Raw genomic sequence first — 19,794 nt, forward strand, 5'->3', positions numbered from 1 at the left:
GTCGATCAGTCCTGCATCTCGCGGCCCGTGAGCCGCAGGAACACATCCTCCAGATTGGCCGGGCGATGCAGATAGCGCAACCCCGGGCGGCCCGTGAGGCGTGCGCTGACCGGTTCGGGGTCGGTCACGTAGCAGAACAGCGTCTCGCCGCTGATCTCGGTGTGCTTCGCGAATGCCGACAACTCGTCGCGCAGCGCGGCCGGATCCGGCCCGTAGATCTCGATCACGTCGCAGCCGATCTCCGATTCGATCAGTGCATGCGGCGCACCTTCGGCGATCTTGCGGCCTTCCTCGATCACGCACAGCCGATCGCACAGGCGCTCGGCTTCTTCCATGAAATGCGTGGTGATCAGGATCGTCTTGCCGCGCGCGAGCAGCGAGCGCAGCCGCTCCCACATCAGGTGGCGCGCCTGCGGATCGAGGCCCGTCGTCGGCTCGTCGAGCACCAGCACGTCGGGATCGTTGACGAGCGCGCGGGCGAGCGTGAGGCGGCGTTTCATGCCGCCCGACAGTTCGCCGACTTTTGCATCGGCCTTGTTTTCCAGCTTCGCGAATTCGAGCAGCGGCGGCACGAGCGCGCGTGCGGCCTGCGCGGACATCCCGAAATAGCGGCTGAACACGAGCAGGTTTTCACGGACGGTGAAGTCGGGGTCGAGGTTGTCGAACTGCGGGACGACCCCGACTCGCCGGCGTGCATGTCGCGCACGCGATGGAACCGGTTCGCCGCACAGCGCAATCGTGCCTGCGTCGGGATGCGCGAGGCCGAGCAGCATCTTCAGCGTCGTGGTCTTGCCGGCGCCATTCGGCCCGAGCAGACCATAGCATTCGCCGGCCTTCACGTTGAAGGACAGGCCATTGACGACGAGCTTGTCGCCATAGCGCTTTTCGACGTTGCGGAAATCGATTGGTGCGACGGACATGGGCGTGTTGTCGTTGTAAGCGGGTGCGTTCCGCTGCCCGGCCCGCGGCCCGTGTGCGAACGGATCGCGCGAAGGCGTGTCACATGGGCATGGCCGAAGCATACGACGCCGGCGCGAGCTGGCCCGCCGGACGTGGAACGGGGCCATTCTAGTGCATCGCTGCATCGCTTGAGGGCATGCGCGCACGGTGCGAGGCAAGCACGCACCGATCGTGCACTGCATCATCGCGCACGCGCCGAGCGGGGCGAATCAGCGTTTTCCATCCCTTGCGTCCTGAATTGCGGCGCACCATGATGAATGCGTAGGCTCGTTGTCGCGATAGGGAGGCTTCATGGCTAGCTACAACAAGATTTTGCTGTGTTACGACGGCACGCTCGAAGGGCGCAAGGCGCTGCGTTACGGCGCCAATCTCGCAATGGACCTGAAGGCCGAAACGCACTTGCTGTCGGTCGTGGACATGCGTTCGAGCATCGCGCAAAGCGCGGGTTTGCTGACCGACGTCGCATGCGGCCGCTTCGAGGAAACCGCGCGCGAAATCCTGCAGGAAGGCGTGAACTGGCTGCGCGAGCGCGGCGTCCAGGCCGAAGGCCATTTCGCATTCGGTTATCCGATCGACGAAATCGCGAATCTCGCGTCGGAGCTGAAGGTCGACCTCGTCGTCGTCGGCCACCGGTGCCGCAGCGGATTGTCGAGATGGTGGATGGGGTCGGGCAATACGCAACTGCTCGATCGCGTGAACTGCAGCATTCTGGTCGCGTGCTCGTCGGCGGAAGAGCAGAAGGCCGAAATCGCGCGCGAACGTGAAGCGGCCACGGCGAGCAGCCAATGACCTAAAGGCTGGATGACCCTGACAGCCCGACCGGCGATGCGGGCCGGTCAGGCGTCGTGCTGCATTGGCAGCGCGCGCACCGAGCGCGGCCTGTTATGCGTGCAGGTCGATTCCGGACAATTTCCACGAGAACAGCCCGAAGCGGTGGAAGATCGCCGCATAGCGCGTGCCGTCGGCGCTGCGCTGATATGTGACGACGAATTCATCGATATTCCGGTAGCCCGCGCTGGTTTGCTGCTGGCGCGGCGCTTGCGTTGCTTCGCTCGGGCTGGCTGGTGCGGCGGGCGCAGGTGCCGGCGACGATGCGGCCGAAGCGGCCGCGTTGCCGCCCGGTACCGCAGCACTTGCCGGCGCCGGATTGACGGGCGGTGCGGCAGGCGGGTTGCCGGACGCATTGCCTGCTGGCGGCTGATTCGACCACTCGGGCGGGCGCTCGCCGGGATTGCCGCGCGGCGGCAATCCGCTCATCAACGCGGCGACGCCTTCCGGGGTCGCGTACGCATCGACCAGCGGGCCGATCAGCGCCGACCCGATCAGCGCGCCAATCACCGCTAACGGATTGTTCTTCTTCACGGCGTCGATCCGGCGCATCAACTCTTCCGTGACCTGCTGCTTCAGGCTGATGCGCAGCGACGGAAAATCGACATACTCGCTGATCGCCTGCGCATCGCGCGCATCGATCGCCGATTTCAGGCGACCGAGCGCGACATACGGTGACGCGTACGCATAGCCGAGCGCCGCAATGAGGGCGACGACCAGCGCGACGATCAGCAGCGGCTTGATTCGCCAAGCGCGGCGCGACGATTCAGTCACGTTGCCTCCGGTGCGGGAAGGTTCCGCAATCAGAGACCGCCCGGCGTGGCCGATCGTTCCTCCGCGATGCAGCGATCGATCATCCGGCACACGGCATCGATCGTGCCCACCATGATCAGGCGCGAGCGGCCGTGATAGACGCGCACCGGCGCGCGGCGCGCGGGTTCCGCATGGTTAAGACCGGCGTTCAGCGACACCCGCGCGAACGCGGGGAGCGCTGACGGCAGCAGGGACGCCTGCCGTTCGACTGCGATTTCTTCTTGCACAGGCGCCGCCGCGGACAGCGGTGCGCAGGGCGTGCGGCCGCGCAGATGACGCAGGCGACCGAATTGACGGAAAGGCAGCAGGCGGGAAAGGCGTTCCATGATGTTCTCCTAGCGAGACGGAATGTCAGAGTTCGCCCGAGCGGATCAGCCCGACGGCGATGCCTTCCAGCGCGAAATCCGCGCTGCCGGCCTTGACGAAGATGTTTTCGTAATCCGGGTTCTCCGCGATCAGCTCGAGGCCGCCGGGCCGGCGCATCAGGCGCTTGACCGTGACGTCGTCGCCCAGACGCGCGACGATGATCTGGCCGTCCTTCGCTTCCGTGCGCTTCTGCACGGCGAGGAGGTCGCCGTCGAGAATGCCGGCGTCGCGCATCGACAGGCCGCGCACCTTCAGCAGATAGTCGGGCTTGCTGGTGAACAGCGCGGGATCGCACGCGTAGTGCTGCGAGATGTGCTCCTGCGCGAGGATCGGGCTACCGGCCGCGACGCGGCCGACGAGCGGCAGCGACAGTTGCATCAGGCCGGCGTGCGGCAGCGTGAACTGATGCGGGGCGTCGTCGAGGCCGAGCAGCCGGATGCCGCGCGACGCGCCGGCCGCCAGCTCGATCACGCCCTTGCGCGCCAGCGCGCGCAGGTGCTCCTCGGCGGCATTCGGCGAACTGAAGCCCAGCTCGGCCGCGATCTCGGCACGGGTGGGCGGGAATCCGGAGCGCTCGATCGCGCGACGGATCAAGTCGAACACTTGCTGCTGACGGGCGGTGAGTTTGGTCATGGCTGAACTGTATGGATAGACAGTGAGCTGTATTTTTATACAGTACTTGGGGAATTTCAAGTGTTACTTGAGGTTCGACGCGATCGCGCCGGTTCCGGCGTGATTTCGCGACGTCCTGACGCCGGTTTGTCCGCCGCAACCGTCCATCCCGTCTGCGTTAGCACTTTTGAGTATTAAAAAATAAGGAACGATTATTTTTAATCATGTAACCCGTTCGATAGACTGGCCCGACATCGCAATACCGACAACACTGGAGAACCAAGGATGGCGAAGCGCAATACGGGGCTGGTGGGCGGAGTGGGTCGCCTGATCGCAACACTCGCGCTGGGCGCGGCGGCGGCGCTGGGCGTCGCGACGCATGCGCAGGCCGATACGACCTTCCTGAACGTGTCGTACGACCCGACGCGCGAGCTGTATCAGGATTTCAACCAGGCGTTCGGCAAGGAGTGGAAGGCGAAGACGGGCGAAACGGTCAACTTCAAGCAGTCGCACGGCGGTTCGGGCGCGCAGGCGCGCTCGGTGCTCGACGGGCTGCAGGCCGACGTCGTCACGCTGGCGCTCGCGTACGACATCGACGCGCTCGCGAACAAGGGGCTGGTGAACAAGGATTGGCAGAAGCGCCTGCCCGACAACGCGTCGCCGTACACGTCGACGATCGTGTTCCTCGTGCGCAAGGGCAATCCGAAGGGGATCAAGGACTGGGACGACCTGACCAAGCCGGGCATCTCGATCGTCACGCCGAACCCGAAGACCTCGGGCGGCGCGCGCTGGAACTACCTGGCCGCATGGGCGTACGCCCAGCACAAGCCGGGCGGCAACGAGCAGACCGCGAAGGAATTCGTCTCGAAGCTCTACAAGAACGCAGGCGTGCTCGATTCGGGCGCGCGGGGCGCGACGACGAGCTTCGTGCAGCGCGGGATCGGCGACGTGCTGATCGCATGGGAAAACGAGGCATTCCTGTCGGTCAAGGAATTCGGCACCGACAAGTTCGAGATCGTCGTGCCGTCGGTGAGCATCCTGGCCGAGCCGCCCGTCGCGGTGGTCGACAAGGTGGTCGACAAGAAGGGCACGCGCAAGCTGGCCGAGGCATACCTGAATTTTCTGTACAGCCCGCAGGGCCAGGAAATCGCGGCGCGCAACTACTACCGGCCGCGTTCGAAGAACGTGCCGGCGGAGCTGACCAAGCAGTTCCCGAAGCTGAAGCTGTACACGGTCGACGACACGTTCGGCGGCTGGACCAATGCGCAGAAGACGCATTTCGCGGACGGCGGCGTGTTCGATTCGATCTACAAGCCGCAGTAACGCACGCAGTCACACCATAACGACAAGCGGCGCGCCACGACAGCGCGCCGCGTCCCCGACGGCTCGCCGGCGCGATTCACTGCGCCGGCGTTTGCGTCGGACCCGTGAGCAGCATCGACCCAGCAAGAGCATCCGATGACGACGTACACCTTTCGCAAGCCGAGCGCGCTGCCCGGTTTCGGCGTGACACTCGGCATCACGGTGGCCTATTTGAGCCTCGTGGTGCTGATTCCGCTCGCCGCCACGTTCCTGAAGACCGCGACGCTGTCGTGGGACCAGTTCGTCACCGCCGTCACGTCGCCGCGCGTGCTCGCGTCGTACCGGCTGACGTTCTCGGCCGCGCTCGGCGGCGCGCTGATCAACGCCGTGTTCGGCTTCCTCGTCGCATGGGTGCTGGTGCGCTACACGTTCCCGTTCAAGCGCCTCGTCGACGCGGTCGTCGACCTGCCGTTCGCGCTGCCGACGTCGGTGGCCGGCATCTCGCTCGCGGCCGTCTACGCGACCAACGGCTGGGTCGGCCAGTATCTCGCGCCGCTCGGCATCAAGATCGCGTTCACGCCGGCCGGCGTGCTGGTCGCGCTGACCTTCATCGGGCTGCCGTTCGTCGTGCGCACCGTGCAGCCGGTGCTCGAGGATTTCGAGCGCGAGCAGGAAGAAGCCGCCGCGTGCCTCGGCGCGTCGCGCTGGCTGACGTTCCGCCGCGTCGTGCTGCCGGCCGTGCTGCCGGCGCTGCTCACCGGTTTCGCGCTGTCGTTCGCGCGCGCGCTCGGCGAATACGGGTCGGTGATCTTCATCGCCGGCAACGTGCCGATGAAATCCGAGATCACGTCGCTGCTGATCATCACGAAGCTCGAGCAGTACGACTACGCGGGCGCGACCGCGCTGGCGGTCGTGATGCTGGTCGTGTCGTTCCTGATGCTGCTGCTGATCAACACGCTGCAGTGGTATCTGCAGCGTCGTACGAGCAAGGGGGCGAGCGGCCCGGCGCCCGCCACCGTCACCGCCGCTGCTGCCGCCGCAGGAGGCCAGCAATGAGCCAGGAGGCCACCGTCGTGCTGAAAACCCCGTCGCCGGCCGCGCGTGCCGCGAAGCGGCTCGACCCGGTCAGCGAGTCGCGCGTCGTGCGCTGGCTGCTCACCGGGATCGCGCTGGCGTTCCTCGCGTTCTTCCTCGTCGTGCCGCTCGCCGCGGTGTTCGTCGAGGCGTTGCGCAAGGGCGTCGGCTTCTATCTCGAATCGCTCGCCGATTCCGATGCGTGGTCGGCGATCAAGCTGACGCTGACCGTCGCCGTGATCGCGGTGCCGCTGAACCTCGTGTTCGGCGTGTGCGCATCGTGGGCGATCGCGAAATTCGAATTCCGCGGCAAGGCGCTGCTGACGACGCTGATCGACCTGCCGTTCTCGGTGTCGCCGGTGATCTCGGGCCTCGTGTACGTGCTGCTGTTCGGCGCGCAGGGCTGGTTCGGGCCGTGGCTGCAGGATCACGACGTGCAGATCATCTTCGCGGTGCCGGGCATCGTGCTCGCGACGATCTTCGTCACGTTCCCGTTCGTCGCGCGCGAGCTGATTCCGCTGATGCAGGCGCAAGGCACCGACGAGGAAGAAGCCGCGCGCGTGCTCGGCGCGTCGGGCTGGCAGATCTTCCGGCGCGTGACGCTGCCGAACGTGAGGTGGGGCCTGCTGTACGGCGTGATCCTGTGCAATGCGCGCGCGATGGGCGAGTTCGGCGCGGTGTCGGTCGTGTCCGGCCACATTCGCGGCGTGACCGACACGATGCCGCTGCACGTAGAGATCCTGTACAACGAATACAACTTCGCGGCGGCGTTCGCGGTGGCGTCGGTGCTGGCGCTGCTCGCGCTCGTCACGCTCGCGCTGAAGCTGATCGCCGAGCGTCATCTTGCGGCCGAACTGGCCGACGCGCACGACGCCGTTCCCGCACATGCCGGCCCCGTCGGCGCCGTTTCGTCGAAATCGTAAAGAGGCAACCAGAATGGGTATCACCGTCCGTCACCTTCAGAAGCGCTTCGGCGATTTCACGGCGCTCGACAACGTCTCGCTCGACTTCCCGCCCGGCGAACTGGTCGCGCTGCTCGGGCCGTCCGGCTGCGGCAAGACCACGCTGCTGCGCGTGATCGCGGGCCTCGAGCACGCGGACGCCGGCCAGGTCGTGCTGCAGGGGCTCGACGTCGCGTCGGTCGGCGCGCGCGAGCGGCAGGTCGGCTTCGTGTTCCAGCATTACGCGCTATTCCGCCACATGACGGTGTTCGAGAACGTCGCGTTCGGGCTGCGCGTGAAGCCGCGCCGCGAGCGGCCGTCCGAAGCCGCGATTCGCGAGAAGGTGCACGAGCTGCTCAAGCTCGTGCAGCTCGACTGGCTCGCGCAGCGCTATCCGTCCGAGCTGTCGGGCGGCCAGCGTCAGCGCATCGCGCTTGCCCGCGCGCTAGCGGTCGAGCCGAAGGTGCTGCTGCTCGACGAACCGTTCGGCGCGCTCGACGCGAAGGTCCGCAAGGAGCTGCGCGGCTGGCTGCGTCGCCTGCACGACGACCTGCACATCTCGACGATCTTCGTCACGCACGACCAGGAAGAGGCGCTCGAAGTGGCCGATCGCATCGTCGTACTCAATCGCGGCCACGTCGAGCAGGTCGGCAGCCCGCAGGACGTCTACGACCATCCGCAAAGCGCGTTCGTGTACGAGTTTCTCGGCGCGGCGAACCGGCTGCCGGGCACGGTGGCCGGGCGCGGCTTCGTCGCCGAGGGCGCGGCGGCGGCGATCGAGGTCGACGCCGATTTCGCGGGCCCCGCGAACGCGTACGTGCGGCCGCACGATCTGCAGCTGTGGCCGGCGGGCGAAGGGCACAGCGACGGCATCGCGGTGGACGTGCGGCGCGTGATTCCGCTCGGCGGTTCGGTGCGCGTGGAGCTCGAGGCGCGCGCGGGCGGCGCGCTCGAGGCGGAACTCGACCGCGACGCATGGCGCGCGCTTTCGCTGCAGGTCGGCGACGGCGCGACCGCCGTGCCGCGCGCCGTGCGGGTATTTCCCGCGCGTTGACGAGACAACGCAGGGCAGAGGGCGGGATTCGCGCCGATTCGACAATCAAACAACGACAGCCTAAGAGGCATACCCATGAATTTTCAGCAATTGCGGTTCGTGCGCGAAGCGGTGCGCCAGAACATGAACCTGACGGAAGTCGCGAACGTGCTGTACACGTCGCAGTCGGGCGTGTCGAAACAGATCAAGGATCTGGAAGATGAGCTGGGCGTCGACATCTTCATTCGGCGCGGCAAGCGGCTGACGGGGCTCACGGAGCCCGGCAAGGCGGTGCACCAGCTGATCGAGCGGATGCTGCTCGACGCCGAGAACCTGCGCCGCGTCGCACGCCAGTTCGCCGATCAGGACAGCGGCCACCTCGTCGTCGCGACGACGCACACGCAGGCGCGCTACGCGCTGCCGAAGGTGATCCGGCAGTTCACCGAGGTGTTCCCGAAGGTGCATCTCGCGCTGCGTCAGGGCAGCCCGCAGCAGATCGCGCAGATGATCCTGAACGGCGAGGCCGATCTCGGTATCTCGACCGAGGCGCTCGACCGCTATCCGGACATCGTCACGTTCCCGTGCTATTCGTGGCACCACACGGTCGTCGTGCCGAAGGGCCACCCGCTCGTCGGTCGCGAGAACCTGACGCTCGAGGAAATCGCCGAATACCCGATCATCACGTACGACCAGGACTTCACGGGCCGCTCGCACATCGACCAGGCGTTCACGCAGGCGGGCGCGGTGCCCGACGTCGTGCTGACCGCGATCGACGCGGACGTGATCAAGACCTACGTCGAGCTCGGGATGGGGATCGGCGTGGTCGCGGCGATGGCCTACGACCCGCAGCGCGACACGGGGCTCGTCGCGCTCGACACGCAGCACCTGTTCGAGGCGAGCACGACGCGGGTCGGGCTGCGCAAGGGCGCATTCCTGCGTGCGTATGCGTACCGGCTGATCGAAATGTTCGCGCCGCACCTGAACGAAGCGGAAATCGCGGGGCTGTTGCGCGAAGCCGTTTGATTCGCGCGTGTCGCGCGCTGTCCGGGCGGATCCCGCGGACGGCGCGCGACACGCATGACGCGCACCTTGCCGTACGCCGCACCGGGCGGCGGCGGGGGGGTGGCCGCCGTCACGCTTCAAGCATCGGCCGACGCTGCCGGTCCGGTCCGGTCCGGTGCGTCGCGTCAGCCGACGATCGACCTGCGTTCCCGTGCGGACAGAAAAACAAGAACAACCGGCAACGCAGAACCTGCATGCACCGCGCTTCGGCGAACCGCCGCCGGCATCGCGAGTGTCGTATTTGCGCGTCGCGAAGCGCGCTCGCGCGCTCCGAATAAACCCTTAAATATTGATTAGACAGGTTGCGCGCCGAAGCGAATCGGTACAGCATAGCCTTCACTCCGCCGGCGTCCCGCCGGCGGTGGCGCGTCAACGCCAGCACGCGCCAGGCAGTCGGCCGTCTGCCTCGCTTCCATTCCGTGGTACCGACAGCAACATCGATGGCCATTGCCCGGGTAGTGTGGCGCAAACGTTTGCTCACATTAAAACAACAACCGAACAACAATCGGCCTTCGGGCCAGTCGCCAGGAGATGTGTATGAATGTCCGCTTTCGCCGTCGCTTCCTGACCGCCGCGCTCGCCGCCGTCGCGGTGGCCGCTGCCCCGGCTGTCCACGCGCAGTCCGCGGCCAAGCCGAAGGTCGCGCTCGTGATGAAGTCGCTCGCCAACGAGTTCTTCCTGACCATGGAAACGGGCGCAAAGGAATACCAGAAGCACAACGCGAACCAGTTCGACCTGATCACCAACGGCATCAAGGACGAGACCGACACCGCGAACCAGATCCGCATCGTCGAGCAGATGATCGTGTCGAAGGTCGACGCGATCGTGCTCGCGCCGGCCGATTCGAAGGCGCTCGTGCCGGTCGTGAAGAAGGCCGTCGACGCCGGCATCGTCGTCGTGAACATCGACAACCGGCTCGATCCCGACGTGCTGAAGTCGAAGAACCTGAACGTGCCGTTCGTCGGCCCGGACAACCGCAAGGGCGCGCGCAAGATCGGCGACTACCTTGCGAAGCGGCTGAAGGCGGGCGACCAGGTCGGCATCGTCGAAGGCGTGTCGACGACGACCAACGCGCAGCAGCGCACGGCCGGCTTCCAGGACGCGATGAAGGCGGGCGGGATGAAGGTCGTGTCGGTGCAGTCGGGTGAATGGGAGATCGACAAGGGCAATGCGGTGGCCGCCGCGATGCTCAACGAATACCCGAACCTGAAGGCGCTGCTGTGCGGCAACGACAACATGGCGATCGGCGCCGTGTCGGCCGTGCGCGCGGCCGGCAAGCAGGGCAAGGTGCTCGTGGTCGGCTACGACAACATCAACGCGATCAAGCCGATGCTGAAGGACGGCCGCGTGCTCGCGACCGCCGACCAGTATGCGGCGAAGCAGGCCGTGTTCGGCATCGACACGGCGCTCAAGGCGATCGCCGAGCATCGCAAGCAGGCCGACCTGTCCGGCGTGGTCGAGACGCCGGTGGATCTCGTGACGAAGTAACGCCGCACCGGTCCGGCCGCCGCGCTCAAGAATCCGGCGCGGCGGCCGTTATCCGGTGTGAGCGCGATCACGGCCACTGCATGCACTTGTGAGCGTCATACCCGCGCGCCCCGTGCGCGCGGCCGCAACCAGGATCGCGATGGAACCGACCTTCCAACCCTCCCGTTCAGCCCACCCCGTGCTGTCCGTCTCCGGCATCGGCAAGACCTATGCCGAACCCGTGCTCGCCGACGTCACGCTGACGCTCGACGCGGGCCAGGCGCTCGCGCTGACCGGCGAGAACGGCGCCGGCAAGAGCACGCTGTCGAAAATCATCGGCGGGCTCGTCGACCCGACCACCGGCACGATGCAGCTCGGCGGCGAGGCCTATGCGCCGGCGAGCCGCACGCAGGCCGAGGCGCTCGGCGTGCGCATGGTGATGCAGGAGCTGAACCTGCTGCCGACGCTGAGCGTCGCCGAAAACCTGTTCCTGAACCGCCTGCCGCGGCGCTTCGGCATCATCGATCGCGCGCGGCTGCGCGACGACGCGCGCGCGGCGATGGCGCAGGTCGGGCTCGACGCGGTCGACCCCGATACGCCGGTCGGCGCGCTCGGCATCGGCCATCAGCAGATGGTCGAGATCGCGCGCAACCTGATCGGCGACTGCCGCGTGCTGATTCTCGACGAACCGACCGCGATGCTGACCGCGCGCGAAGTCGAGCTGCTGTTCGAGCAGATCGACCGGCTGAAGGCGCGCGGCGTCGCGATCGTCTACATCTCGCACCGGCTCGAAGAGCTCGCGCGCGTCGCCGAGCGCGTCGCGGTGCTGCGCGACGGCCGGCTCGTGCATGCGGGCGACATGGCGGCGACGACGTCCGACGGGCTCGTCACGCTGATGGTCGGGCGCGAGGTCGGCGAACACATCGATCTCGGCGAGCGCCGCTTCGGCGCGCCGCGGCTCGCCGTATCGGGCCTCACGCGCGGGACGGCGGTGCGCGACGTGTCGCTCGAGGTGCGCGCGGGCGAGATCTTCGGCATCTCGGGGCTGATCGGCGCGGGACGCACCGAGCTGCTGCGGCTGATCTACGGCGCCGATACGCCGGATGCCGGGACGATCGCCGTCGGTCAGCCGTTGAAGCCGGCGCGGATCGCGTCGCCCGTCGATGCGGTGAAGCTCGGCATCGCGCTGATCACCGAGGATCGCAAGGGCGAAGGGCTGCTGCTGTCGCAGTCGATCACCGCGAACGTGTCGCTCGGCCAGCTCGACCGGCTCGCGCGCGGCGGCATCGTCGATTCGGCCCGCGAAACGGCGCTCGCCGAACAGCAGATCGATGCGCTGCGGATCCGTACGCACGGCGCGGCGCAGCCGGTCGGCGAGCTGTCGGGCGGCAACCAGCAGAAGGTCGTGATCGGCCGCTGGCTCGCGCGCGACATGGGCGTGCTGCTGTTCGACGAGCCGACCCGCGGGATCGACGTCGGCGCCAAATTCGAGATCTACACTTTGATGGGCGCGCTCGCGCGCGAAGGCCGCGCGCTGGTGGTCGTATCGAGCGACCTGCGCGAGCTGATGCTGATCTGCGACCGGATCGGCGTGATGTCGGCCGGGCGCATGACCGCCGTGTTCGAGCGCGGCAACTGGACCCAGGACGCGCTGCTGGCCGCGGCGTTCGCCGGCTTCGGCCGCGAGACGCCGGCGGCCGCCATGCAGCATCCGGACCCGGAGCACGCGCGCGGCGCCGCTCCGGGCACTTCGACGACAGGACGACAGCAATGACCCAGCCTCCCGTATCCCCGACCGACGCAGGCGCGCAGCAGGACGTGACGGGACGCCGCGCGCGCACGCTGTCCGGCACGCGGCTCGGCCTGTCGAACTATCTCGGGCTCGCCGGCGCGCTGGCCGCGATGATCGCGCTGTTCTCGGTGCTGAGCTCGCATTTCCTGACCTACGACACGTTCAGCACGATCGCGAACCAGATTCCCGATCTCGTCGTGATGTCGGTCGGGATGACCTTCGTGCTGATCATTGCCGGGATCGACCTGTCGGTCGGCTCGGTGCTCGCGCTCGCCGCGTCGATGGTCAGCGTCGCCGCGCTGAAATGGCAGTGGGGGCCGCTGCCGGCCGCGTTGATCGGCATCGCGGTCGCGACCGCCACGGGCGCGCTGACGGGCGCGGTCACGGTCGGCTGGCGGATCCCGTCGTTCATCGTGTCGCTCGGCGTGCTGGAGGCCGCGCGCGGCCTCGCGTACCAGCTGACGAATTCGCGCACCGCGTATATCGGCGACGCGTTCGACTTCCTGTCGAACCCGATCGCGCTGGGCATCTCGCCGGCGTTCCTGATCGCGGTCGCGGTGATGATCGCGGCCCAGTTTGTGCTGACGCGCACGGTGTTCGGACGCTATCTGGTGGGCATCGGCACGAACGAGGAAGCGGTGCGACTTGCAGGGGTTAACCCGCGGCCGTATAAAATCCTCGTATTCGCACTGATGGGCGCGCTCGCGGGGCTCGCGTCGCTGTTCCAGATTTCGCGGCTCGAGGCGGCCGATCCGAACGCGGGCGCGGGCCTCGAACTGCAGGTCATCGCCGCCGTCGTGATCGGCGGCACGAGCCTGATGGGCGGGCGCGGCTCGGTGATCAGCACGTTCTTCGGCGTGTTGATCATCTCCGTGCTGGCCGCGGGGCTCGCGCAGATCGGTGCGAACGAGCCGACGAAACGGATCATCACGGGTGCGGTGATCGTGGTGGCGGTCGTGCTCGATACGTATCGCAGCCGGCGTACGCGCGTGCGGTAAAAAGACAGACAGAACAGACCAGAGAGAAACGGGAAATGGCGACGATCAAGGATGTGGCGGCCATGGCGGGCGTGTCGTTTACGACCGTCTCGCACGTGGTGAACAATTCGCGGCCGGTGTCCGCCGACGTGCGTGCGAAGGTCGAGGGCGCGATCCGCGAGCTGAATTACGTGCCATCGGCCGTGGCGCGCTCGCTGAAGGCGCGGGCGACGGCGACCATCGGCCTCGTCGTGCCGAACAGCACGAATCCGTACTTCGCCGAGCTGGCGCGCGGCATCGAGGATCAGTGCGCGGCCAACGGCTATTGCGTGTTCTTCTGCAATTCGGACGACGATCCCGTGAAGCAGCGCAACTACCTGCGCGTGCTGCAGGAAAAACGCATCGATGGGCTGATCGTCGCATCGGCCGGCGAGGACGCGGTGCTCGCGCAGACGCTCGCGGATATCCATGCGCCGCTCGTCGTCGTCGACCGCAACATCGAGGGGCTCGCGGCCGATCTCGTGCAGATCGACCACGAGCGCGGCGCATACCTGGCGACGCGCCACCTGCTCGAACTCGGACACGCGAAGATCGGCTGCATCACCGGGCCGACCGACACCGCGGTCAGCGCGATGCGCGTACACGGCTTCATCCGCGCGATGGCCGAGCGCGGCGTCGACATCGTGCCGGGCGCGATCGCCGAAAGCGATTTCTCATGCCTCGGCGGCTATCACGCGGCGTCGCGGTTGTTCGAATCGGTACGGCCGAGCGCGATCTTCGCGGGCAACGACCTGATGGGGGTCGGCGCGCTGCGCGCGGCGGCCGAGCGCGGGCTGCGCGTGCCCGACGACTGTTCGATCATCGGCTTCGACGACATCGAATTTTCCCGCTACACGTATCCGGCGCTGTCGACGGTCGGCCAGTCGGTGCGTGCGCTCGGCGAAATGGCCGCGCAGACGTTGATCGAACGGATCGGCGGCGGCTCGACCGCCGTGCCGAGCCGCCGCCGTGTCGTGTCGCCGCGCCTCGTGCTGCGCGAATCGACGGCCGTCTATCGCGAGCCGGCCGCGCCGGGTGCGCGCGCATGACGGCGAGCGCAACGGGCGCCGGCCGCGTGACGGTGGTCGGCAGCCTCAACATGGATCTCGTCGTGCGCGCGCCGCGGCTGCCGCTGCCGGGCGAAACGCTCGCCGGGCACGCGTTCGCGCAGGCGGCGGGCGGCAAGGGCGGCAACCAGGCCGTCGCCGCCGCCCGGCTCGGCGCGCAGGTCGCGATGATCGGCTGCGTCGGCGCGGATGCGCACGGCGCGGCACTGCGCGCGGGCCTCGAGGCCGAGGGCATCGACTGCACGGGGCTCGCGACGAGCGCGTCGGCGTCGACCGGCGTCGCGCTGATCGTCGTCGACGATGCGAGCCAGAACGCGATCGTGATCGTCGCGGGCGGCAACGGCGAGGTCACGACCGACACGATCGCACGGCACGAGGCCGCGCTGGCGACGGCCGACGTGCTGATCTGCCAGCTCGAGACGCCGCCGGACGCGGTGTTCGCGGCGCTGTCGGCCGGACGCCGGCTCGGCCGCACGGTGGTGCTCAATCCGGCCCCGGCCGTCGCGCCGCTGCCGGACGGCTGGCTGCCGCTCGTCGATTACCTGATCCCGAACGAGGTCGAGGCGGCCGCGCTGACCGGGCTGCCGGTGCGCGACCCGGCCGACGCCGAAGCCGCCGCGCGGGCGCTCCAGGCCGGCGGCGCGCGCAACGTGCTGATCACGCTCGGCGCGCGCGGCGTGCTCGCGCTGACGGCCGACGGCGCCGCGCGGCACTATCCGGCGCCGGTCGTGCAGGCCATCGACACGACGGCGGCCGGCGACACCTTCATCGGCGGCTTCTCCGCACGGCTCGCGGCCGGCGCGAACGTCGATACCGCCATCCGCTTCGCGCAACGCGCGGCGGCGCTGTCGGTAACGCGCGCGGGCGCCCAGCCCTCGATCCCGACGCGGGCGGAACTGGCCGACTAGGGCCGGATCCCCAGTCTCGCGTTTTCGGTTCCCCACGCGCCCGGTCCGTCGCACGAGACGGCCGGGTGCGCTGCATTGGCGCGCCGACGCGCGTTCGCCCCGTTTTCGCTCCGACCCGAATTGCGTCGATTATTCAGCCTTATTCAATAAACAGACGAATAATGCGAAATAAACACGGCAAAACCATCAAGTTATGCGCCGCGCGGTCGTAAATGCACCGAGTGAAGCAATGCTTCGAGCCAACGGGCCGGGCCCGTTCATGACGACGCAACACAGGGTGGATGATGGTGTTCAGGAACCTGACGATTCGTGCGCGCATCGGTTTGACGATGGCGTTTCTGGCGGTACTGCTGGCTGTCACCGGCGTGCTCGGTCTGCACGGGATGACGCGTTCGAACGAGTCGACGCGCGAGATTTACACGAACCAGATGCCGAGCGCGGTCGACGTCGCGGTCTCGGAAATGTTCGCCGCACGCGAGCGCCTCGCACTCGACCGTGCGGCGCTGCTGGCCGGCACGCCGGACTCGGCGGCGGCCATCGAGCGCAGCCGCGCGATGCGCACGCAGTCGGACGCGTGGTGGCAGAAATACCTTGCGCTGCCGCGCGACGCCGACGAGGACCGGCTCGCACAGGACGTCGCCGCCCGGCGCAAGGTGCTGCAGGCCAGTTGCGACGCGTTCGCGAGTGCGGTCGCGGCCGGCGATCATGACCGGATCGGCGACGGCGCGAAGCAGCTTCAGGCGCGCTATACCGAGCTGGCCGCGGCCGGCGAAGCGCTGCGCAACTTCCAGTTCACCAATGCGCAGGCGCGCTTCGATCAGGCGGAATCGGTGTTCGAGACGATGCGCGTGCTGTCGATCGTCGTGCTGTTGGCCGGCATCGGCGCCGCGGTGCTGTCGTGGCTGACGCTGAGCCGCGCGATCGGCCGCCCGATCGCCGACGCGCTGTCGCATTTCGACGCGATCGCCGCGGGCGACCTGCGCCGGCCGATCGTCGTGGACCGGCGCGATGAGATGGGCCAGATGCTGGAGGGCCTCGCGAGGATGCAGCGCGGGCTCGTCGACACGGTGCGCACCGTGCGCGGCGGCAGCGAGTCGATCGCGACCGCGGCCCGCCAGATCGCGGCCGGCAACATCGACCTGTCGTCGCGTACCGAGGAACAGGCCGCCGCGCTGCAGGAAACCGCGTCGAGCATGGAGCAACTGACCGGCACCGTGAAGCAGAACGCGGACAATGCGCGTCAGGCAAGCTCGCTGGCCGCGAATGCGTCCGAGATTGCAAACAAGGGCAATACGGTGGTCGGCCAGGTGGTCGGCACGATGGGCGAAATCAACGACAGCTCGGCGAAAATCGCGGACATCATCGCGATCATCGAGGGAATCGCGTTCCAGACCAACATTCTTGCGCTGAATGCGGCCGTCGAAGCCGCGCGGGCCGGCGAGGAAGGCCGAGGCTTCGCGGTTGTCGCCGGCGAAGTGCGCAGCCTCGCGCAGCGTTCGTCGAGCGCGGCGAAGGAAATCAAGGCGCTGATCGACGCGTCGGTGGAGCGGATCCGGACCGGCTCGACGCTGGTCGACGAAGCCGGGCGCACGATGAGCGACGTGATCAGCGCGGTTCAGCGCGTGACGGACATCATGGGCGAGATCGCGGCGGCGTCCGAGGAGCAAAGCGGCGGGATCGACCAGGTGGCGCGCGCGGTCACGCAGATGGACGAGGTCACGCAGCAGAATGCCGCACTCGTCGAGGAAGCCGCGGCTGCCGCGCAGTCGCTCGAAGAACAGGCGGCCCGCCTGCGCGAAACGGCGGCGGTATTCCAGCTCGACGACGGAGCGACACGCGCGGGCGCCGTCGTTGCGGTGGCGGCGCGTCATGCGCCGCGCACGCCGTCCGTCCCGTCCCCCGCACCGGCTGCCGCGCGCGTCGAACGCGACGCCGCGCCGAAACGTGCGGCCGCTGCAGCGACGGCGCCGGCGCGCAAGCCTGCCGCCGTCTCGGCTGCGCCCGCGCCCGCGCCGGCCGCCGCGACCGCCGGCGGCGACGACTGGGAGACGTTCTGATCGGCGCGCGCCGCGTATCGATCCCCATTTGGTGACCCACGACGCCCGCGATTGCGGGCGTCGTCGTTTCTGCGACAGTTGAATGTGACAGCGTGGACGATCGGTCGTGCATCGGCACGTGCGTTGCGCATCGTGCACCGACGGACCCTCGGCGATGCGCTGCATGCGCGTCATGTTCCCCCGTTCGTCGTACGGGTATGTCCGTAAGGGACTGCGAAAAAAATTTGTAACGGTGCGCGCGGCGTGTCATCGCACGCGACCGCTCGAACGTATAGGAATGAAGGGAGAGGCGACGACGTCGGAGGCGTCCAACGCACGAGACGTTTCGATGTTCGACGAGACGCGGCGGATGCAGTTTCTGCGGCTCGGGAGGTCGATTGTAAAACGACGAAATGCGTTGTCCAAGCGGTGTTGTCGAGAATGACGAACTTCATACGAAGAGTTCGTGAAAAAAAATAAGAAAGGGTTTAGGATGAATTCGAACGCGCTTGCTTCTGCGCAGTCAGACGAAGGCAGGCACGTCTTCAGACTCAGGCGAGGGAGGTAGCATGGATATTTACAGCAGCTTCGCGAACCGCTTCGAAAAAACGCGAGAGGAAGAGCTCTCGCTGGAGGAGTATCTCGCGCTCTGCAAGAACGATCCATCCGCGTACGCGACGGCTGGTGAACGCATGCTGGAAGCAATCGGGGAACCTGAACAGATCGATACCCGCAACGACCCGCGCCTGTCGCGGATCTTCGCGAACAAGGTCATCAAGGTGTATCCGGCATTCCGTGAGTTCTACGGAATGGAGGAGGTGATCGAGCAGGTGGTCGCATACTTCCGCCACGCTGCGCAAGGTCTTGAAGAGAAGAAGCAGATTCTCTATCTGCTGGGCCCGGTGGGCGGCGGCAAGTCGTCGATCGCCGAGCGCCTGAAGCAACTGATGGAGCGCGTGCCGTTCTATGCGCTGAAGGGCTCGCCCGTCAACGAATCGCCGCTCGGGCTGTTCGACTACGACGAGGATGGTCCGATCCTCGAGGAACAGTACGGCATTCCGCGCCGCTACCTGAAAAGCATCCTGAGTCCGTGGGCCGTCAAGCGCCTGCACGAATACAACGGCGACATCCGCCAGTTCCGCGTGGTGCGCCGCTATCCGTCGATCCTGCGGCAGGTCGGCATCGCGAAGACCGAGCCGGGCGACGAGAACAACCAGGACATTTCGTCGCTGGTCGGCAAGGTCGATATCCGCAAGCTCGAACAGTACGCGCAGGACGATGCCGACGCCTATAGCTACTCGGGCGGCCTGTGCCTCGCGAACCAGGGCCTGCTCGAATTCGTCGAAATGTTCAAGGCGCCGATCAAGGTGCTGCACCCGCTGCTGACCGCCACGCAGGAAGGCAACTTCAAGGGCACCGAAGGTTTCGGCGCGATTCCGTTCGACGGCGTGATTCTTGCGCACTCGAACGAATCGGAGTGGAAGGCCTTCCGCAACAACCGCAACAACGAGGCACTGCTCGACCGGATCTTCGTCGTGAAGGTGCCGTACTGCCTGCGCGTGTCGGAAGAGATCAAGATCTACGAGAAGCTGATCCGCAATTCGTCGCTGGCCGAGGCCGTATGCGCGCCGGGCACGCTGAAGATGATGTCGCAGTTCTCGGTGCTGTCGCGCCTGCATGAGCCGGAGAATTCGAGCCTGTTCTCGAAGATGCAGGTGTACGACGGCGAAAACCTGAAGGACACCGATCCAAAGGCGAAGTCGTACCAGGAGTATCGCGACTACGCGGGCGTGGACGAAGGGATGACCGGCGTGTCGACACGGTTCGCGTTCAAGATCCTGTCGCGTGTGTTCAACTTCGATACGAGCGAGGTCGCGGCGAACCCGGTGCATCTGATGTACGTGCTCGAGCAGCAGATCGAACGCGAGCAGTTCCCGCCGGAAACCGAGCAGAAGTATCTGTCGTTCGTGAAGGACGTGCTCGCGTCGCGCTACGCGGAGTTCATCGGCAAGGAGATCCAGACCGCGTATCTCGAGTCGTATTCGGAGTACGGTCAGAACATCTTCGATCGCTACGTCACGTATGCGGACTTCTGGATCCAGGATCAGGAATTCCGCGATCACGACACGGGCGAGAGCTTCGACCGCGCCGCGCTGAACGCGGAACTGGAGAAGATCGAGAAGCCGGCCGGGATCAGCAATCCGAAGGATTTCCGCAACGAGATCGTGAACTTCGTGTTGCGTGCGCGGGCGGCGAACGCCGGCAAGAATCCCGTGTGGACGAGCTACGAGAAGTTGCGCGTCGTGATCGAGAAGAAGATGTTCTCGAACACCGAAGAACTGTTGCCGGTCATTTCATTCAACGCCAAGGGTTCGGCGGAGGAGCAGCGCAAGCATGAGGACTTTGTGAACCGGATGGTCGCGAAGGGCTATACGCCGAAGCAGGTGAGGCTGCTTTGCGACTGGTACCTGCGCGTGCGCAAGTCGTCATGACGCGCGCGGTATCGCGCCCGGACGG

At 66.9% G+C, this 19,794-nt stretch carries 17 protein-coding genes and 1 pseudogene; 14 read left to right on the top strand and 4 right to left on the bottom strand.

Annotation, left to right across the window (positions count from 1 at the left end):
* Nucleotides 1-5: 5 nt before the first annotated feature.
* On the bottom strand, nt 6-920 hold the full coding sequence (gene nodI, locus J8I35_RS12180) for a nodulation factor ABC transporter ATP-binding protein NodI (protein ID WP_209925565.1): 915 nt from the start codon (nt 918-920) through the stop codon (nt 6-8).
* 331 nt (nt 921-1,251) lie between these two features.
* Between nodI and J8I35_RS12185 the strand changes: the two genes are divergently transcribed.
* Complete coding sequence (locus tag J8I35_RS12185) at nt 1,252-1,749, top strand: universal stress protein (RefSeq protein WP_089467374.1); 498 nt, start codon at nt 1,252-1,254, stop codon at nt 1,747-1,749.
* A gap of 93 nt (nt 1,750-1,842) precedes the next feature.
* Here J8I35_RS12185 and J8I35_RS12190 read toward each other — a convergent pair whose 3' ends face one another.
* The 3 genes from J8I35_RS12190 to lexA are packed head-to-tail and all read right to left on the bottom strand — an operon-like array spanning nt 1,843 to nt 3,600.
* Nucleotides 1,843-2,562, bottom strand: coding sequence for a DUF2939 domain-containing protein (locus J8I35_RS12190; RefSeq protein WP_209925567.1), 720 nt, complete (start codon nt 2,560-2,562; stop codon nt 1,843-1,845).
* Nucleotides 2,563-2,591: 29 nt separating this feature from the next.
* Nucleotides 2,592-2,927 (bottom strand): hypothetical protein, encoded by a 336-nt coding sequence (locus tag J8I35_RS12195; RefSeq protein WP_069621440.1) that lies wholly within the window; start codon nt 2,925-2,927, stop codon nt 2,592-2,594.
* 25 nt (nt 2,928-2,952) lie between these two features.
* On the bottom strand, nt 2,953-3,600 hold the full coding sequence (gene lexA, locus J8I35_RS12200; RefSeq protein WP_050012580.1) for a transcriptional repressor LexA: 648 nt from the start codon (nt 3,598-3,600) through the stop codon (nt 2,953-2,955).
* Here lexA and J8I35_RS34965 point away from each other — a divergent pair.
* From J8I35_RS34965 to J8I35_RS12260, 13 genes and pseudogenes are all read left to right on the top strand, one after another.
* A pseudogene (locus J8I35_RS34965) lies at nt 3,571-3,687 on the top strand (sodium:proton symporter); the annotation flags it as partial. The gene lexA and the pseudogene J8I35_RS34965 overlap by 30 nt on opposite strands.
* Before the next feature lie 177 nt (nt 3,688-3,864).
* Nucleotides 3,865-4,902: a sulfate ABC transporter substrate-binding protein gene (locus tag J8I35_RS12205; RefSeq protein ID WP_050012581.1), complete on the top strand. Its 1,038-nt coding sequence runs from the start codon at nt 3,865-3,867 to the stop codon at nt 4,900-4,902.
* Nucleotides 4,903-5,037: 135 nt separating this feature from the next.
* Entirely contained in the window at nt 5,038-5,937 is a 900-nt protein-coding gene (cysT, locus tag J8I35_RS12210; RefSeq protein ID WP_050012582.1) for a sulfate ABC transporter permease subunit CysT, read from the top strand.
* Nucleotides 5,934-6,878: a sulfate ABC transporter permease subunit CysW gene (cysW, locus tag J8I35_RS12215; RefSeq protein ID WP_050012583.1), complete on the top strand. Its 945-nt coding sequence runs from the start codon at nt 5,934-5,936 to the stop codon at nt 6,876-6,878. Before cysT ends, cysW begins: the two co-directional genes overlap by 4 nt.
* Before the next feature lie 13 nt (nt 6,879-6,891).
* Entirely contained in the window at nt 6,892-7,950 is a 1,059-nt protein-coding gene (locus J8I35_RS12220; RefSeq protein WP_209925570.1) for a sulfate ABC transporter ATP-binding protein, read from the top strand.
* Between the two features lie 75 nt (nt 7,951-8,025).
* The gene (locus tag J8I35_RS12225) at nt 8,026-8,952 is read left to right on the top strand and encodes a CysB family HTH-type transcriptional regulator (RefSeq protein ID WP_034186954.1); all 927 of its coding nucleotides are present in this window, start codon (nt 8,026-8,028) and stop codon (nt 8,950-8,952) included.
* 576 nt (nt 8,953-9,528) lie between these two features.
* Entirely contained in the window at nt 9,529-10,479 is a 951-nt protein-coding gene (locus J8I35_RS12230; protein ID WP_050012585.1) for a sugar ABC transporter substrate-binding protein, read from the top strand.
* Between the two features lie 139 nt (nt 10,480-10,618).
* Nucleotides 10,619-12,232 carry a sugar ABC transporter ATP-binding protein gene (locus J8I35_RS12235; protein ID WP_089488415.1) on the top strand — a complete coding sequence of 538 codons (1,614 nt, stop codon included), beginning with the start codon at nt 10,619-10,621 and terminating at the stop codon, nt 12,230-12,232.
* Entirely contained in the window at nt 12,229-13,248 is a 1,020-nt protein-coding gene (locus J8I35_RS12240; RefSeq protein WP_006476069.1) for an ABC transporter permease, read from the top strand. The genes J8I35_RS12235 and J8I35_RS12240 overlap by 4 nt, the downstream gene beginning before the upstream one ends.
* 35 nt (nt 13,249-13,283) lie before the next feature.
* Nucleotides 13,284-14,315 carry a LacI family DNA-binding transcriptional regulator gene (locus tag J8I35_RS12245; protein ID WP_050012587.1) on the top strand — a complete coding sequence of 344 codons (1,032 nt, stop codon included), beginning with the start codon at nt 13,284-13,286 and terminating at the stop codon, nt 14,313-14,315.
* Complete coding sequence (gene rbsK, locus J8I35_RS12250; protein WP_209925571.1) at nt 14,312-15,241, top strand: ribokinase; 930 nt, start codon at nt 14,312-14,314, stop codon at nt 15,239-15,241. Before J8I35_RS12245 ends, rbsK begins: the two co-directional genes overlap by 4 nt.
* A gap of 284 nt (nt 15,242-15,525) precedes the next feature.
* Nucleotides 15,526-17,298 carry a methyl-accepting chemotaxis protein gene (locus J8I35_RS12255; RefSeq protein WP_209925682.1) on the top strand — a complete coding sequence of 591 codons (1,773 nt, stop codon included), beginning with the start codon at nt 15,526-15,528 and terminating at the stop codon, nt 17,296-17,298.
* Nucleotides 17,299-17,846: 548 nt separating this feature from the next.
* Nucleotides 17,847-19,769 carry a PrkA family serine protein kinase gene (locus J8I35_RS12260; RefSeq protein ID WP_027784391.1) on the top strand — a complete coding sequence of 641 codons (1,923 nt, stop codon included), beginning with the start codon at nt 17,847-17,849 and terminating at the stop codon, nt 19,767-19,769.
* The last annotated feature ends 25 nt before the right edge of the window (nt 19,770-19,794 follow it).

The sequence above is a fragment of the Burkholderia sp. CpTa8-5 genome (genome assembly GCF_017815045.1).
Taxonomy (GTDB): domain Bacteria; phylum Pseudomonadota; class Gammaproteobacteria; order Burkholderiales; family Burkholderiaceae; genus Burkholderia; species Burkholderia sola.